Origin of the sequence: Paraburkholderia sp. D15, assembly GCF_029910215.1 — a bacterium.
Classification (GTDB): Bacteria; Pseudomonadota; Gammaproteobacteria; order Burkholderiales; family Burkholderiaceae; genus Paraburkholderia.
Map to the genome: position 1 here is coordinate 3,259,249 of NZ_CP110396.1, position 15,669 is coordinate 3,274,917.

Annotated in this window: 14 protein-coding genes; 3 read left to right on the forward strand and 11 right to left on the reverse strand. The window is 64.8% G+C overall.

Translation table 11 applies throughout. The features are described 5' to 3' along the window. Positions 1-10: 10 nt before the first annotated feature. The 4 genes from LFL96_RS34245 to LFL96_RS34260 form a co-directional block, all read right to left on the reverse strand. Positions 11-958 carry an ABC transporter permease gene (locus LFL96_RS34245; RefSeq protein ID WP_281002322.1) on the reverse strand — a complete coding sequence of 316 codons (948 nt, stop codon included), beginning with the start codon at positions 956-958 and terminating at the stop codon, positions 11-13. 174 nt (positions 959-1,132) lie between these two features. Further along, positions 1,133-2,200: an ABC transporter substrate-binding protein gene (locus tag LFL96_RS34250; protein WP_281002323.1), complete on the reverse strand. Its 1,068-nt coding sequence runs from the start codon at positions 2,198-2,200 to the stop codon at positions 1,133-1,135. A 204-nt stretch (positions 2,201-2,404) separates the two neighbouring features. After that, positions 2,405-4,045: a chaperonin GroEL gene (gene groL, locus LFL96_RS34255; protein ID WP_281002324.1), complete on the reverse strand. Its 1,641-nt coding sequence runs from the start codon at positions 4,043-4,045 to the stop codon at positions 2,405-2,407. Between the two features lie 13 nt (positions 4,046-4,058). Further along, positions 4,059-4,349, reverse strand: a complete 291-nt coding sequence (locus tag LFL96_RS34260; protein ID WP_011493321.1) for a co-chaperone GroES — start codon at positions 4,347-4,349, stop codon at positions 4,059-4,061. 266 nt (positions 4,350-4,615) lie between these two features. On the opposite strand from LFL96_RS34260, the gene LFL96_RS34265 reads away from it, so the two are divergent. Then, positions 4,616-5,245 (forward strand): TetR/AcrR family transcriptional regulator, encoded by a 630-nt coding sequence (locus LFL96_RS34265; RefSeq protein WP_281002325.1) that lies wholly within the window; start codon positions 4,616-4,618, stop codon positions 5,243-5,245. A 103-nt stretch (positions 5,246-5,348) separates the two neighbouring features. Then, positions 5,349-6,323 (forward strand): DMT family transporter, encoded by a 975-nt coding sequence (locus LFL96_RS34270; protein ID WP_281002326.1) that lies wholly within the window; start codon positions 5,349-5,351, stop codon positions 6,321-6,323. 15 nt (positions 6,324-6,338) lie between these two features. Here LFL96_RS34270 and LFL96_RS34275 read toward each other — a convergent pair whose 3' ends face one another. Continuing rightward, positions 6,339-7,298: an ABC transporter substrate-binding protein gene (locus LFL96_RS34275; RefSeq protein WP_281002327.1), complete on the reverse strand. Its 960-nt coding sequence runs from the start codon at positions 7,296-7,298 to the stop codon at positions 6,339-6,341. Between the two features lie 277 nt (positions 7,299-7,575). On the opposite strand from LFL96_RS34275, the gene LFL96_RS34280 reads away from it, so the two are divergent. Beyond that, on the forward strand, positions 7,576-7,920 hold the full coding sequence (locus LFL96_RS34280; protein ID WP_281002328.1) for a DUF3088 domain-containing protein: 345 nt from the start codon (positions 7,576-7,578) through the stop codon (positions 7,918-7,920). 112 nt (positions 7,921-8,032) lie between these two features. Here LFL96_RS34280 and LFL96_RS34285 read toward each other — a convergent pair whose 3' ends face one another. The 6 genes from LFL96_RS34285 to LFL96_RS34310 form a co-directional block, all read right to left on the reverse strand. Beyond that, positions 8,033-9,262: a porin gene (locus LFL96_RS34285; protein WP_281002329.1), complete on the reverse strand. Its 1,230-nt coding sequence runs from the start codon at positions 9,260-9,262 to the stop codon at positions 8,033-8,035. A 403-nt stretch (positions 9,263-9,665) separates the two neighbouring features. Then, complete coding sequence (locus LFL96_RS34290) at positions 9,666-10,838, reverse strand: LLM class flavin-dependent oxidoreductase (RefSeq protein ID WP_281003935.1); 1,173 nt, start codon at positions 10,836-10,838, stop codon at positions 9,666-9,668. A gap of 362 nt (positions 10,839-11,200) precedes the next feature. Continuing rightward, positions 11,201-12,877: a hypothetical protein gene (locus LFL96_RS34295; protein WP_281002330.1), complete on the reverse strand. Its 1,677-nt coding sequence runs from the start codon at positions 12,875-12,877 to the stop codon at positions 11,201-11,203. Beyond that, positions 12,874-13,860, reverse strand: coding sequence for a hypothetical protein (locus tag LFL96_RS34300; protein ID WP_281002331.1), 987 nt, complete (start codon positions 13,858-13,860; stop codon positions 12,874-12,876). The genes LFL96_RS34295 and LFL96_RS34300 overlap by 4 nt, the downstream gene beginning before the upstream one ends. A 112-nt stretch (positions 13,861-13,972) precedes the next feature. Further along, positions 13,973-14,845 (reverse strand): ABC transporter ATP-binding protein, encoded by an 873-nt coding sequence (locus LFL96_RS34305; protein WP_281002332.1) that lies wholly within the window; start codon positions 14,843-14,845, stop codon positions 13,973-13,975. Continuing rightward, positions 14,818-15,666, reverse strand: coding sequence for an ABC transporter permease subunit (locus LFL96_RS34310; protein WP_281002333.1), 849 nt, complete (start codon positions 15,664-15,666; stop codon positions 14,818-14,820). The genes LFL96_RS34305 and LFL96_RS34310 overlap by 28 nt, the downstream gene beginning before the upstream one ends. Between the last annotated feature and the right edge of the window lie 3 nt (positions 15,667-15,669).

Consider the following 15,669-nt stretch of genomic DNA (forward strand, 5'->3'; position numbering starts at 1 on the left):
TCGGCGGCGTTCACTCGCGGAACGCGGACGGCTGGCCGCGCCGCAGACGCAGTTCTAGCGCGTCGAGCAACCGGTTGACCGCATATCCGATCGCGCCCACCACGACCACCGAGGCCATCACCAGGTCGAGCTGAAACAACTGCCGTCCGTAGACGATCAGGTAGCCGAGCCCTTCGGACGACGCCACCAGTTCGACCACCACCAGCGCAAGCCACGCTTTCGTGAACGCGAGGCGCACGCCGGTGGCGAGCGTCGGCACGGCGGCCGGCAGCACCACGTACGCGATACGCTGCCAGCGGCTGTAGCCATAGCCACGCGCGACTTCCTCCAGCGCGGCCGGTGTCTGGCGAAAACCTTGAATCGTGCTGAGCGTGACCGGCACCAGCGCGGCATGTGCGATCAGAATGTATTTGAGCGCCTCGCCGACGCCGACGAGCAGCAGCAGGAACGGCAGCCAGCCGAGCACCGGAATCTGCACCAGCGCGTTGAAGCCTGGCAGCACGTAGGCTTCGAGCGTGCGTGACAGACCGAGCGCCGTGCCGAGCACGAAACCGGCCAATGTGCCGAAGCCGAAACCGAGCAGCACGCGTTGCAGGCTGATCAGCGTGTGATGCGCGAGATCGCCGCTGCGCGCGAGGTCGACGAAGGTCTCGTAGACGCGCTCGGGCGGCGGCAGAATCTGCGGCGCGATCCAGCCGCGCTCGCAACCGACGATCCATAGCGCGAGCAGGGCGGCCGGCAGCAGCCAGGGCGCCGCGAACCAGGCGACGGCACGCCATCTGTCGAACGCGCTGACGCGGGCGTGGGTGCTGATGTCTGGGTTCGTGCCGGCGCGTCCGTCGTGCGATGCATGTGGGACGGTATCGCGCGACGCGCCGTTTTCCGCGACGCTACCCGTTCGACTCGTGACACCCGTGACACCCGTGACAGCACGAATGGGAACCGCTGTTTCGCTCATCGTGGCGCTCCGTTGTGATGCGCTTGGTGCTTTGTTTGAAGCCCTGGCCTGATGCTCCGCCAGGCGCTTCGCTGTCGTGTCGTGTCGCGTCAGGTGATCCGCCCGAAGCCGCGTTCGATGACGCGCTTGACGCCACCCGTTACGCCACCCGTGACGCTCCGCCCCGTCGCCGCTTCAACCGAGCGGTTTCCCCGACGCGTCATAACGCGTCCAGTAATGTTCGAGCTTCAACGTACGCAGCGCGTTGTCGAGATAGCGCGTGTCGAACCAGCCGTCCACCTCGACCGGCTGACGGATCAGCTTGAGCTTGAGCGCATCGGCGGCTACCGCCTTGTAGCGCGCGACCACGAACGGATCGATCAACGGCGAGTTGCGTTCCTTCAAACTCTGATTCGCGTATTCGGCCTGCCAGTACGCGTAATTCACGCCGCTTTGCGCCCACAGCTTGAAGAGCGCGTCGCGATTCGTTTCTTCGGACGACCACTGCGCGCCCTTGACGAACGTGTTGACGACACGTTGCACCACATCCGGATGCGCGCGTTCGAAATCGTCGAGCACCAGCAGATGCGCTTGCCGCGTGAATTGCGGCCCGTCGTTCTGCGACTCGTAGATGATCCGCACGAGGCCCTGGTCGCGCAGCTTGTACAGGTGATAATCGTTGAACGACGCGTCGATCCCTTTCGACGCCAGCGCCGCGAGCGAACTGGCCACATCGAGATTGATCACGCGCAGATCGCGTTCGTCGAGGTGGTTGGCCGTGAGCGCGTTGTCGGCCACCAGTTGCAGATTGGTGCCGCGAAACATCGCGACGCGGCGGCCCTTCAGATCCTTGATCGAACGGATGTCGGAGTCGGCCGGCACGGCAATCTTGATGCCCGAGCGCACGCCCGAGGCGAGCAGCAGGTGGGTCTTCAAACCGTTGGCGCGCGCGAGCACGGCGGGCAGGTCGCCCTGGAACGCGAAATCGAGCGACTTGTCGGCGATCGCCTCGTTCACGGCGGGGCCGGCGCCCTTGAAGAACAGCCATTGAATCTTGATGCCGTCGGCGGCGAATTCCTTTTCGAGCAGTTGTTGCGCCTGCACGGTCGCGGCGGGCGAGCCGCCGAAGGTCGGCGGATCGCCGCCGCCTTGCTGCGCGACGCCGATGCGAATCACGGACAGCTTGTCGGCATACGCGTGCAACGACGCGAGGGACAGCGCGGCGCACAGCGCCAGGGACTTCAGTAGCTTCGGATATCGCATGGTTGCCGTGACGAGCGAGAGAGCGAGAGAGCGTGACGCGAACGCCCGATGCGGATGGCGCCAGGCGCCGCCCGCATCGGGTTGAAGAAAGTCCACGTCGAAAGCGGACCGGAATCTGGCCGGAATCTCGTCGCGATCCTTGCCGGAACGCGACCTGAAAGCAGCCAGACAAGGGCTTGAAACAAGCGCTAAACGTGCCTCGGATCAGAAATCGAAACCGGGACCGCCCGCGCCGGGTCCGCCTGCCGGTGCGGCGGGCGCAGCGGGTTTCGGCGCCTCGTGCACGGTGGCGTCGGTGGTGAGCAACAGCGAGGCGACCGATGCCGCGTTCTGCAACGCCGTGCGCGTGACCTTGGTCGGATCGAGCACGCCCGATTCGACGAGGTCGCCGTACTCGCCGGTCTGCGCGTTGTAGCCGAAATTGCCGCTGCCTTCCGCGACCTTCGCGACCACCACGCTCGCTTCCTCGCCCGCGTTGGTGACGATCTGGCGCAACGGCTCTTCGAGCGCGCGCAGCACGATCTTGATGCCCGCATCCTGATCGGCATTCGCGCCCTTGAGCCCGGCGATCGCCTTGCGCACGCGAATCAGCGCGACGCCGCCGCCCGGCACGATGCCTTCCTCGACTGCCGCGCGCGTGGCGTGCAGCGCGTCGTCGACACGGTCCTTCTTCTCCTTGACCTCGATCTCGGTCGCGCCACCCACCTTGATCACCGCGACGCCGCCGGCCAGTTTCGCCACGCGTTCCTGCAGCTTTTCACGGTCGTAGTCCGACGTGGCCTCGTCGATCTGCGTGCGGATCTGCTTCACGCGCGCCTCGATATTCTTCGCGTCGCCCGCGCCGTCGATCACCGTGGTGTTTTCCTTGCCCACTTCGATACGCTTTGCCTGACCCAATTCGGCCAGCGTGGCTTTTTCGAGCGTGAGGCCGGTCTCTTCCGCAATCACCTGGCCGCCGGTCAGGATCGCGATGTCTTCGAGCAGCGCCTTGCGACGGTCGCCGAAGCCCGGCGCCTTGACGGCCACGGTCTTCAGAATGCCGCGAATGTTGTTCACCACCAGCGTCGCGAGCGCTTCGCCCTCGACGTCTTCCGCGATGATCAGCAGCGGGCGGCCGGCCTTCGCGACCTGTTCCAGCACCGGCAGCAGATCGCGGATATTCGACACCTTCTTGTCGTGCAGCAGCACGTACGGGTTATCGAGCACGGCGACCTGCTTGTCCTGGTCGTTGATGAAATACGGCGACAGGTAGCCGCGATCGAATTGCAGACCTTCCACCACGTCGAGTTCGTCGTCGAGCGACTTGCCGTCTTCGACCGTGATCACGCCTTCCTTGCCGACCCGGTCGATCGCTTCCGCGATGCGCTGGCCGATCGATTCCTCGCCGTTCGCCGAGATCGTCGCGACCTGGGCGATTTCCTTGCTGGTGGTGGTCGGCTTGCTGATCTTCCTCAGTTCGTCGATCGCCGCGACCACGGCCTTGTCGATGCCGCGTTTCAGATCGAGCGGATTGAGACCCGCCGCCACGTACTTCTGGCCCTCCCGCACGATCGCCTGCGCGAGCACGGTGGCGGTGGTGGTGCCGTCGCCGGCGGCGTCGCTGGTGCGCGATGCGACTTCCTTCACCAGTTGCGCGCCGATGTTCTGCACGCGGTCCTGCAATTCGATTTCCTTCGCGACCGACACGCCGTCCTTGGTCACGATGGGCGAGCCGAAGCTGCGCTCCAGCACGACATTGCGGCCCTTCGGTCCGAGCGTCACCTTGACCGCGTTGGCCAGAATGTTCACGCCTTCGACCAGTTTCGAACGCGCCACGTCGCTAAAAATGATTTCCTTTGCTGCCATGTTCAACGCTCCCTTATTGAGTGACGACGGCGACGACATCTTCTTCGCGCAGCACCAGCAGTTCGGTGCCGTCCACCTTCACGGACTGGCCCGCGTACTTGCCGAACAGCACGCGCTCGCCGACCTTCAGGTCCGGTTCGATACGCTTGCCGTCGCTATCGCGCTTGCCCGGGCCGATGGCGATCACTTCGCCCTGGTCGGGTTTTTCCGCGGCGCTTTCGGGAATCACGATGCCCGATGCGGTCTTGGTTTCCTGATCGAGGCGCTTGACGATCAGACGGTCGTGCAATGGACGTAGGCTCATGGATGGGTTTAGCGGTATATCGGTGTTGAGGGATTGAATCTGGCACTCGTCGCGGGTGAGTGCTGACCGGAATCGAGTATAGAAATGCGTCGCCGCGCGATCCAATAACGAATCGTCGGATCGTTATCGGCGTTTCAGGATTACGTTATGGGCGGCGCGGGAAAAGCCGCTGGCGTGCGGCCGACGCGAGTCCGGCGCTCCAACACGCGCATTGGCTAAAGCTTGCGCTTGCTTTCTGGAACGAGCAGTCTTAATATCCGTTCACCATGCCACGACACACCCGACACTCCGCCGCATCGTCCGCCGCCCTGGAGCGCGGGCGGCCCCGCGAATTCGATATCGACGAAGTGACGCGCGCGGCCGGCCGCGTGTTCTGGCAGCAGGGCTACCATGCCACCTCGATCGAGATGCTGTGCCAGTCCACAGGGCTCTTTCGTGCGAGTCTTTACAGTGCGTTCGGCGACAAGCACGGCCTGCTGGTGGCCGCGTTCGGCCAATACGCGGAAGGGGCGATCGCCCGCGTGAAGGAACGGCTGGAAGGCGCCGGTTCGCCACGCGAGGCCTTGCACCAGGCCTTGCTGCATTACACGAAGGTGTCGGTGAAGCTATCGCAGCGACATGGCTGCTTCATTACCAATGCCGCGATCGAACTGCTGCCGGCGGACGAGGCGCTGCGGCCGCATGTCGAAACCACGCTGCGCCGCATCGCCACGCATCTGGCCGCGGCGGTCGTGCGCGGCCAGCAGGCGGGCGAGTTCGATTCCACGCTCGACGAACAGGCCGTCAGCACCTATCTGCTGTGCGTGATCCAGGGGTTTCGGGTGCTCGGCAAAGCTCATTTTCACGAGGAAGACCTCGTGCCTGTCGTCGACATGACGATGCGCGCGCTGCTCTAAAATTTTTTCCCTATTTCTGGAACGATCAGTCATGAATGAGCCGGTGGGATTGTCTTCAGTCGCGGTAGAGCCGATACAACACGCAAAGCCGGTACAGCGGCCTGTGCAGGCGAATACAACCAACGCGCCTGTCGCGACACAGAACGCGTATGGCAAGGGCGTGATGTTCTGCGTGGCGGCCACGGTATTGATGGGCATCATGTTCCCCGTGATGACCGACGCGCTGACCCACGTCGATCCGTTCACCTTCACCTCGTTGCGCTATCTGATCGCCGGCACCTTCTTCCTCGCGCTGCTGATCGCGAAGGAAGGCAAGGGCGCGTGGCGGGCGGACGGCGAGTCGCTGGCGCTCGCGTGGCTGTTGGGATCGGTGGGTTTCTGCGGGTTCGGCTCGTTCGTGTTTCTCGGTCAGCAGCTCGCGGGACCGGAGGGCGCGTTGACCGCCTCGATCATGATGGCGACGCAGCCGATGATGGGCCTGCTGCTGAATTCGCTGGTGCGAAAGACCTTGCCGCCGGTGGTCACGCTACTGTTTATTTTGATGTCGTTCGCCGGCGTCTCGCTGGTGGTCACGAAAGGCGATATCGTCGCGGCGCTGCACGAGCCGCAGCACTATTCGGCGAATGCCTTGATTCTGGTCGGTGCGTTGTGCTGGGTGATCTACACGTTCAGCGCCGCGCATTTCAAACGCTGGTCGGCGCTGAAGTACACGACGCTCACGTTGTGGCTCGGCCTGACCACGATTGTCGGACTCAATGGCGTGCTGGTCGCGCTGCATGTCGTGCCGATGCCGTCAGCGGCAGAGGTGTGGGCGATCGCTCCGCATCTGCTGTACATGGGGCCGATTGCGGGTTTCGTCGCAATCCTGTTCTGGAACATGGGCAACCGCATTCTGACGCCACTCAACGGTGTGCTTTTCATGGATGTGCTGCCGGTCACGACATTCGTGCTGTCGTCGCTGACCGGCGTCGTTCCCGCCCGCGCGCAGATCGCCGGGGCGAGCATGACCGGCCTCGCGCTGATTTTCAACAACCTGTATCTGCGGCGTCGAGCGCGGCGGCTGGCCGCCGCGCGTTGAGGCGGCTCGTGCGCGTCACAGGTTCGGCAGGCCCGGCGGATTGGTCGCGGACTTCGTGATCGCCTCGGAACCGAGATTCCATCGATCGAGTACGCGCGTGTACACGCCCGACGCGATCAGATCGTTCAGCGACGTGGTGAACGAGTCGGCGAGGCCGCTACCCTTGCGCGTGGCGATCGCCAGCTCCGCGGTGCGCGGCCAGCCGCCGCTGACGGTGCCGGCCAGGCGCGTCTTGCCTTGCAGCGCGGCCTGATACGCCTGTGTCGCGTTGACGCTGAAAATCGCATCGGCGCGGCCGGCCTGCAACGCGAGATTCTTCACCGCGACTTCGTCGTAGTACTGCACCTCGACCGGCTTCAAGCCGTGCGCGACGTTTTCCTTGTCCCATGCCAGCAGGATCTTTTCCTGATTCGTGCCGGAGTCCGTGATGATGCGCAGGCCGGCCACGTCCTTCGGTTCCTTCAGCGAGGTGATCTTGCTGTCGGACTTCACGTAGAAGCCGACCTTGTCCTGCCGGTAGCTGGAGAAATCGAATTTCTGCTTGCGCGCCTCGGTCACCGTGACGTTGGAGAGCACCGCATCGACCTTGCCCGACTCCAGCGCGAGCGGCCAGTCGGCCCACGAAACCGGCACGAGTTCCAGCTTCCTGCCGAGACTGTCGGCGACGACCTGCGCGAGGTCCGCGTCATAACCAACGATGGTTTTGGCATCGGTGGCATAGGTGCTGATCGGCGGGATGGTCGGATGAATCGCGACCGTCAGCGTGCCTTCCTTCACGAAGTGGAAATTCGGCGAGATCGCCTTGATCGCCGCTGGGTCCTTGTCGACGCGAATCCGGCCGGGCTGTTGCGGACTCAGATCCAGGGCTTCTCCGGCCAGTGCGAGTGTGCTGAAGCCGAGTGCGATGGAGGCGATCGCACCGAGAAAGACCGAAGCGGTCAACCCGGTAAAGCGTGACGAACGTTGCGCGTGCATGACTGAACTCTCGTTGTGGTTGTGGTGGACGAGGAACGTGGAGTGAGACTGCTGGCGTTCGACAATAACGTTTCGCCGGAAGCGGGCGAACCAACGAATAAGAATAAGGATATGGATGCGCGGCATCGACGCGACTCGATGCACCGCGTCGCTTAGTCAATCCCAGCGCGCGAATATGAATAGCTCGAATCGCTGGTTCTGCGCCGCGTAGCCGCTGCCTATACTGGTTCGCCACATGTCTACATCATTCACCATTCACACACGTTGATTGAAAACCATGAGTCGAGATCTGCTGTTGTTGCTGGAACCAGGCTTCACCGATCCGAAGCACCCCGGTGAACGTTTCATCTGCCCGCACGGCGTGCCGATCGAGGGTTTGCTCGCAAGCGATCCCGCACGCAACGCGCGACTGGACATTCAGCGTCTGCCGTTCGAGCGGCCGCGCGCGGTCGTTGTCGAAGCGCTGGACGCCGAACACCAAGGACTGCCGGTGCTGATTTTCGGCGACGACCAACCGGCGCCCGACGATGCCGAGGTGCTGGGCGACAAACGCTTCGTGACGGACCCGCGCCGCATTCTCGATCTGCTCGCGCAGCGTCACGGGTTCCCGAAAGTGCATTGACGGAAATACGCGGCACACACGACGCGGGACCGGTTGAACGTAAGTTCTCCGGTCCCGCGTTGCATTGAATGCTGAGGTTTCCGTCGCCGGCAAACCCCAGCCGCACTGCACATCAAAACAGATGCTTGATCCCCGCCGATACCGCCACCTGCTTGTCGGTGGCCGACGGTGTCAGATAGCCGATCGCGGCGACTGCCGGACGCCCCAGCGAGTCCGTGCCGCTCGCATGCTGGAACGCGCCGGTGACATACAGATCGGTCGCCTTCGACAGCGAATACGCGGCGCCGAGGTTGAACTGCTCGTACTTCGCATTGCTCTTGTTGCCGACGCTGCCGCCTTGCGTGTAATCGAACGAGGTGCCGAAGCGCAGGAACGGCGTCGCCTGATAACGCAGGCTCGCGCTGATCGTGCTGAGCGTCGTCGAACCGCTGTAGTTGAGCGTATTCAGCGAGGCGTTCGACCCGAGTCCACGGAACTGCGTGTTCGAATATGCCGCGCCGAAGATCGCGCCGCCGATCGTATACGTGCTCGCAACCGAAATGGTCTGCTGCGTATGCGCCGAAGCGAAGCCCGCGATCGCCGGATTGGATTCCGCCGCCGTGGCCGAGCCTGCCGAGCCGAGGTTGTTGCCGGTCGCACTCGCGTTCGCGTTGGTGCCGTACAGCGACGCGTTCGGATTGCGCGCGTTGATGATCGACGCCGCGATCGCGAAGGCGCCGCCGGTATAGCTCAAGCCTGTCGACCAGAACTGATTCTGCGTGACATCACCGGCCACGCCGCCGAAGCTGTACAACGCGCCGAAGCGGAAGCCGCTGAACGAGTCGGACAGATACTTCACCGTGTTGTTGATGCGGTGCGTGAAGTTCAGGTTGTCGTAGTCGGCGGGATGGATCGCGAGATTGCCCCAGTACCAGCCGGCCAGCAGCGGCGAAATGAACTCCACGCCGAGATCCGCCTGACGCCCGAGCGTGAACGTGCCGTATCGGTCTGCGCTGAAACCGACCCACGCCTGGCGGCCGAACTCCGTGCCGCCCTGGCCGAGCGCGCCGCTATTCACGCTGTAGCCGCTTTCGAGTTTGAAGATCGCTTTCAGTCCACCGCCGAGATCCTCGGCGCCGGTCAGCCCCCAACGGCTGGACGACAAGCCGGACGTACCGCTGTCGAGCTGCGCGACCTGAGCGCCGCCTTTAGGCCGGCCCGCGGCGGAGGTGGCGGCGGTTTGCACGTTATTCGCGTAGGTGACGTTACCGGTCACGATGCCGTACAGCGTGACGCTGCTTTGTGCGTGAGCGGTGGTCGCCAGAAGAGAAGTGACGCCGGCGGCGAAAAGCAATTTTTTCATAATTGTTCGAATCAGTCTTGATGATGTGAGGGTTGAAGTGCCGGTGCGAGAAGTGAGAATCGGCAGGACACGATAAGCAACCCAAACTGATTGAACAAACAACCATATTCGATATGGATTTCGGCAAATACGTCGAGCGTGGTGTCGAAGTGGAGAAGTTCTGGCGATAACGACGGCAACCGGGAATAGATTGGCGATCCTTATCGAATCGTTCATAGAGTGAGGTAGATTCGATATACCGCCTATCGAAGCACGATGGTGAGGGCGCGAATTCCGAGTGGCGAATTCGCCACATTGTCTGAGTGAAGAAGTGAGGGAATAGCTGACATGGGCTTCCTCGAGACAGGCGGAAGCCATGATGACGTGCCGGGAAGATCAAGCAATCGCGCGGCAAACAAGCCTTTCAAAGCCGTAGACCCGCCTCGCGCAGCAAGGGCAGCACGCGCTCGCCAAAGAACGCCAGGTCCGGTTCGAAATCGAAGAAACTCAGCTGCACGCCATCGACCCCGGCGCGATGCAACCGCACGATGTAATCCGCGATGCGTTGCGGCGAGCCGACCATCGCGACGTTGCCGCCCACCGAGCGCGCGGCGGCCGAGCTGCGTTGTTCGGCGTTGCCGCGCCATGCGTGCGCGTCGCTGTCGAAACGATGGAAGCTGCCTTCGTCGCCGTGCGCGACGATCGCGTCGTGATACGCGCGCGCTTCGGCTTCCGTCTCGCGGCAGATCACCATTGGGTTGAGCAGCGTGCGAACGGTCCTGCCTTGCGCGGCGGCCGCGGCTTTCACGCGCGCGGTGTGAGCGGGCAGCGCGCCGAGCGCCGCCTCGATTTCCGAGCCGGCCGGGCTGGTGATGAAGACCAGGTCCGAATGGCGCGCCGCGAACGCGATGCCGGCGTCCGAGCCGGTCGCGTTGACGAGCAACGGCCGGCCGTACTGCGGCTTCGGCGTGACGAATGCCTTGTCCAGTTTCCAGCTCGACAGCGCCGGTGCGTACGAGAAGTTCTCCGTTTGCGCCCAGAGCTGCTGCACGGCATCGAGAAACTCGCCGGCCAGTTCGTAGCGGCGATCGTGTTCGATCCGCTGCCAGCCGAACATCTCGTGTTCGATCGCGCGATGCCCGGTCACCACGTTGATGCCCCAGCGTCCCCGCGAAATGTGATCGAGCGTCGCGCTGAACTTGGCGAAATGCAGCGGATGCCACGGGCCGTACAGCACGTGACTCGTCGCCACGAGGATGATGCGTTCGGTGCGCGCGGTCATCGCGGCGAGCGACATGAACGAATCCAGCGCCTCCCCGTTGAACACGCCGCCGTAGCCGCCCTTGGGCAGCCACTGCGAGAGCGCGAACACCAGGTCGAAGCCGAACGCTTCCGCCTGCTGCACCAGCGCGAGGTTGTAGTCGAACGACCAGTCGGTCGTGCGCGGCAGGGTGGAGGCGCTCCAGCCGCCCGCCTGGATCGGCAGGAACAGGCCGAGCAGCAGCGGCTGGCGAAACGCGAGCGACACCGGGCTGTCCGCGAATCCGGTCGGCGCACGCACGGGCACGAAGGGCGACGCGTCGCGCGCGGTTGCGATGGCGGACGGCGCGGCTTGAGTGAGTTCCTTGAGGATCGGCTGGGACACGTTGCGCTTCCTGAAGCGGCGACGTGAATGCGCACGCCGCCGCGAGATCGGGACAAGACCCCGCGCACCGCATCGCACGATAAACGCGCGGCGGGGGCAACAATGCGACGAAGGGCCTTGGGTTGGAAGCAGTAGAGCATGCAGGATTCGTTACGCCAAACAACGAATTCTGCTTTTCAATTGAAGCGGCGAAGTGCGAAAAAAGCGCCGCTATAGCAGCTGCCACGGATGCGTCGGCGTGGATATGAAGCGGGTTTCAGCGCCGGTGTCCGGCAATGACACCGGCGTCATTCGAACGTCACCGTCATGTCACCTCATGCGAGCAACCCGTCCCAGTACAACCGCGCCGCTTCGACCACGGTGCGCATCTGCGTGGTATGCGCGAGCTGGAAGGCTTCGTCGTAGATGGTTTCGTCGGGGAATTCGGCGATCAGCGTATACGGCACGCTGGAGCGCGTGTCCTCGTAGACCAGACACTGAATGCCGTTGAACGTCTCGAACGGCAGATCGCCGACGTGCGCGCGCCACGACGCGGCCTGACGCGCATTGAACGCGGTCAGTTCCTTCGACTCCGCGAGACGCCCCGTCAACGCGCGCAGAAACGGCAAGCCGTCATGCTCCGGATGATGACGCAGGATCAAGAAGAAACCTTTCGGCACGGTCCACAATTCGTTGCCCTTCGGCACGTAACCGGCACGCGGACGCGTCCATTCGTGCGCCGGATAGCCGTGCAGGCTCAGATGCAGACGCGCGCCGCTGCGCTCGATCGCTTCGAGCCGCGCGGCTTTCTCGCCGAAGGGCTCGGCGGTGCGCGCTTCGAGATCGTCGCCGAGCGCGGTATAGCGCGCCGCGTGCGCGATATGGGTGGGCTGCGTGGCGCGCAGGCGCCGATGCAGCGCCGCGCCGTCGGGATTCTCCAGCGGCACGAGCGCATAGTGCGCCCGCGCGATGCCGTTCAGCACATGCGCCGCCCGCAATGCGCCGACGATGCCCGAGCTTTCGTTCGCGTGCTGCCCGGCGGTGATCGCGAGTCCCGGCAGACTGCCGCTCACGTACACGCCGTCGACGCGGCGGCCTTGCCACGACGTCGTGCCGAAACGCGCGCCCGGCAGGCGGGCGAGTTCGGCCTGAACGTCGGTCGGCGTGAGTGGATACGTGACCGTGTCGAGCGTGTAGCGCAGGTCGGGCGGCGGTTCGTCGAGGGCGTGCTGCTTCAACGCGACGACTACGGTGGTGTCGCCATCGGTGACGGTAATGTCGGGCACGATCTGCCCGGGTTGCAGCGTGCGATCGCCGGCCGGCAGACCCGCGCGCGCCTGAAACCATTCGAGTACGCCGTAGTACAGATCCTCGTGCAGCGCCTCGAAGGTGCTGACCCGTTCGAGCCCATACGCCAGCGGTCGTTCGATGCCGGTCGTCGCGACCGCGATTTCCAGCGTGTCGAAATACGGCGTGCTGTCGAGCCATGCGTGTTCCGCGATCGCTTCCTGCGCAGTCTCGATCACCTGCTCGAACTCGGTGTGTAGCGGCGCGTCTTCGATCAGCGTGTCGCCATCCCACACTCGCAGCCAGCCGCAAGGCGAATGCGTCGCATCGTTCGGCGCGAACACGCGCGATGTCTTGCCGTCGACCGTGACAACGTAGTGGCTCGCGTCGTCGCCATCCGCGAAACGCACGCTCGCGGATTCGAACAGGCTCGCGAGCGGGTAGGCCTCGAGGCGGAAGCGCTGCGCTTGGCCCCCCGGCGTGCGGATCTCGATCTGGTTCGCGCGCCTCGCGTCCACGTCTTCCAGGAAGAAATGCAGCAGCGGCTTGTACGCGGCATGCAGACGCGCCCGCACACCGGCCGCCGCCAGCGTTCGCTCGGCGTCGCGGCGCGCCGCTTCGTCCTCGAACAGCCACGCTTCGATGCGCGTCGCCGGCTGTTCCGCAAAACGTGCGACCAGTTGGGTGAGCGTGCGGGGAATCGTGCGAGCCAGCAGTCGAGTCATGATTGAATTCCGGAGGAGGATCGCCCGCGCCGTTTGCCGCTCAGCGCTTCGATACGCGGCAGCAGGAATTCGACGAGACGGGGCAGGGTGTAGATCGGCAATTGCGCGCACGAGAAGAACAGCGTCATGGTCGGCGTGGCGGCAAGGCCGAGCGCGGCCCACAGCAGGCCGACGTTGCGGTTGCCCATCAGCAGCGCGACGTTGAAGCGTTCGCGCACGCTGCCGGGCCAACTCAGAAAGGCGAGCGTCTGCACCGCGAGGTTGGCCGCGAACGCGAGCCCGATGGCGAGCAACGCGGCGCGCGGTTCGTCGAGCACGAGCCGCTGCATGCCGGCCATCGTGCCGAGCGCGAAGGTCAGCAGCGCGATCACCACCGTGACGTCGATCGCACCGGCATGGCGCGCGAGCCGTTGCCCGGCCAGCTTGCGCACGACGATCGCCACGCCTTCCGCGCTGCCGATCAGCAACGCGAGCCGCAATGCCAGTTGGCCCGCGCCGAGCGCAACCGGCGCGCCGCGGTTGAGATGGCTGAACCAGCCGGCCAGCAAGGGCGCGGTGAGCGGCGCGAGGACCATCGCGGCGAGCGTCGCCACCAGCGCGACCGGGGCATCGAGTCCGAGCATGCGCGCGACGGCCGAGGTGCCGCTCGACGGCGGCGCGCTGAAGCCGAGCACCAGCGCGAGGGTCCAGCCGGCCGGTAGCGCGAGCGCATAGCCGGCGTAACCGATCAGCACCGGCACGACGATCATCGCCAGCACGGGGAGCAGCAGCGACACGGCGGGACGCCGCGCGACCTTCACGACGGTGGCAGGGTCGACGCGCAGTAGCGTGCCGAGCACGAAGATGAAGACGGTCACCGGCATCAGCGGCCGGGCGGCCTCGGCCAGCGACGGCAGCAGCAAACCCAGCGCGACGCCGCCGGCGAGCACGCTAGGACCGTGCCGCGTGAGCGCGCCGAGCAGATTGGTGAGTGGGGCGGGCATCAGCGGACGCGGGCCGGACGTGCTGCGTTCATCGGATACCGGGTCATGGAATGGGACACGTCATGTTGCCGTTCAAGGTTCGAGCCGCTTATTGTGGCCTGATTTCTTTTCTTCACGCTGCCTCGCGAACCCGCGCTTCATGCTCGACAACGGCCTCGACGACAGTGTCACCGTGCCCCGCAATGCCGAGCTGCGCGAGCAGCACATGCTTCGCGTGCGCGAAGTACGCGTTGTCGATATCGCGCGGTCTCGGCGCATCGATCGCGAGTTCGAACGCGATCTTACCTTCCTTCATGACCAGCACGCGATCCGCCAGCAGCAGCGCCTCGCCGATATCGTGCGTGACCAGCAGGATCGCCTGACGGTGCCGCTCCCACAGTTGCGAGACGAGCGCCTGCACATTCAGACGCGTGAGCGCGTCCAGCGCGGCGAACGGTTCGTCGAGCAGCAGCAGGTCGGGCTGGCGCGCCAGCACGCGGGCTAGCGCCGCGCGCTGCGCTTCGCCGCCGGACAGGTCCTTCGGCCATGCATTCACCCGATGCGCGAGGCCCACTTCGGCGAGCGCCGCCTCGGCCCGTGCACGGCTACGGTCGCCGCGCAGACCCACGACGATGTTTTTCCACACCCGCCGCCACGGCAGCAGACGCGGCGCCTGAAACGCGACGCCGCGCTTCGCCGACACCTGCACGTCGCCGTCGATCTCGCGATCGAGCCCGGCGAGCACGCGCAGCAGCGTGCTCTTGCCGCAACCGCTCGGGCCCGCCAGCGCAACGAATTCACCGCGCCGGATGTCGAGCGACAGACCGTCGATCACGCGCCGTTCGCCGAAGCGTTTGGTGAGTCCACGCACGCGCGCCGCGAGCGGACCCTGTGCGTCCCGGGCGGGGTCGGCCGCCCCCGACGCATGACTCGATGCATGACCCGACGCCTGCACGGGTGCAGACCCCAACGAGGTGTTCAACGAGCGCGAAAGGCCGGACGCCATGACAGTAATCCCTTTTCGAGTACGCGCACGCTGAAGTCGGCAGCGAGTCCCAGCAGCGCGTAGATGATGAGGCACACGACGATGATGTCGGTGCGATAAACCTCGCGGGCGAACGTGACGAGGTAGCCGAGGCCGCCCTGGCTGTTCACCTGTTCGGCAAACACGAGCGCGAGCCACGCGGAGCCGAGCGCATAGCGCAGACCGACGAGCGCGGTGGGTAGCGCACCCGGCAGCACCACGTGGAAGATCAGTTCGGCGCGGCTGAAGCCGAGCGTCTGCGCGGCCTCCACCAGTCCCTGATCGACATTGCGAATCCCCGCGAACAGATTGAAGTAGATCGGAAACACCACCGCGAGCGCGACCAGCGCGATCTTCGGTTCCTCGTCGATACCGAACCAGATCAGCAGCAGGGGCACGAGACCCGCCCACGGCATGGTGCGAATCATCTGCACCGGCGCGTCGATCAATGCCTCGCCGGCGCGCAGCAAACCGGACGGCACGGCCAGCAGCACCCCAACGCTGAAGCCGATCGCAAAGCCGATCGCCACGCGCCGCAGCGACAGCGCCATCGCGCTGCCCAGCTCGCCCTTGACGATCAACTCGACGAACGCGTGCCAGATGTCCCACGGCGCTGGCAGCAGTTCGAACGCGATCCAGCCGCGCGAGGTCGCGACGATCCACAGTGCGATCAGGAACGCGAGGCCCGCGAGCTTCTGCAAGCCGCGCGGAAACGCGAAACCACGGCGCGGCATGATCGGTACGATGCGTTGCAGGCCTGCCGTGTCGTTGTCCTGCGCGGCGGAGAGAGTCGTATCGCTCATGCG

Bases quoted from the DNA above. Each gene is read 5' to 3' on its own strand.
- LFL96_RS34245 (WP_281002322.1), bottom strand. From the start codon at position 958: ATGAGCGAAACAGCGGTTCCCATTCGTGCTGTCACGGGTGTCACGGGT.
- LFL96_RS34250 (WP_281002323.1), bottom strand. From the start codon at position 2,200: ATGCGATATCCGAAGCTACTGAAGTCCCTGGCGCTGTGCGCCGCGCTG.
- groL (WP_281002324.1), bottom strand. From the start codon at position 4,045: ATGGCAGCAAAGGAAATCATTTTTAGCGACGTGGCGCGTTCGAAACTG.
- LFL96_RS34260 (WP_011493321.1), bottom strand. From the start codon at position 4,349: ATGAGCCTACGTCCATTGCACGACCGTCTGATCGTCAAGCGCCTCGAT.
- LFL96_RS34265 (WP_281002325.1), top strand. From the start codon at position 4,616: ATGCCACGACACACCCGACACTCCGCCGCATCGTCCGCCGCCCTGGAG.
- LFL96_RS34275 (WP_281002327.1), bottom strand. From the start codon at position 7,298: ATGCACGCGCAACGTTCGTCACGCTTTACCGGGTTGACCGCTTCGGTC.
- LFL96_RS34280 (WP_281002328.1), top strand. From the start codon at position 7,576: ATGAGTCGAGATCTGCTGTTGTTGCTGGAACCAGGCTTCACCGATCCG.
- LFL96_RS34285 (WP_281002329.1), bottom strand. From the start codon at position 9,262: ATGAAAAAATTGCTTTTCGCCGCCGGCGTCACTTCTCTTCTGGCGACC.
- LFL96_RS34295 (WP_281002330.1), bottom strand. From the start codon at position 12,877: ATGACTCGACTGCTGGCTCGCACGATTCCCCGCACGCTCACCCAACTG.
- LFL96_RS34300 (WP_281002331.1), bottom strand. From the start codon at position 13,860: ATGCCCGCCCCACTCACCAATCTGCTCGGCGCGCTCACGCGGCACGGT.
- LFL96_RS34305 (WP_281002332.1), bottom strand. From the start codon at position 14,845: ATGGCGTCCGGCCTTTCGCGCTCGTTGAACACCTCGTTGGGGTCTGCA.
- LFL96_RS34310 (WP_281002333.1), bottom strand. From the start codon at position 15,666: ATGAGCGATACGACTCTCTCCGCCGCGCAGGACAACGACACGGCAGGC.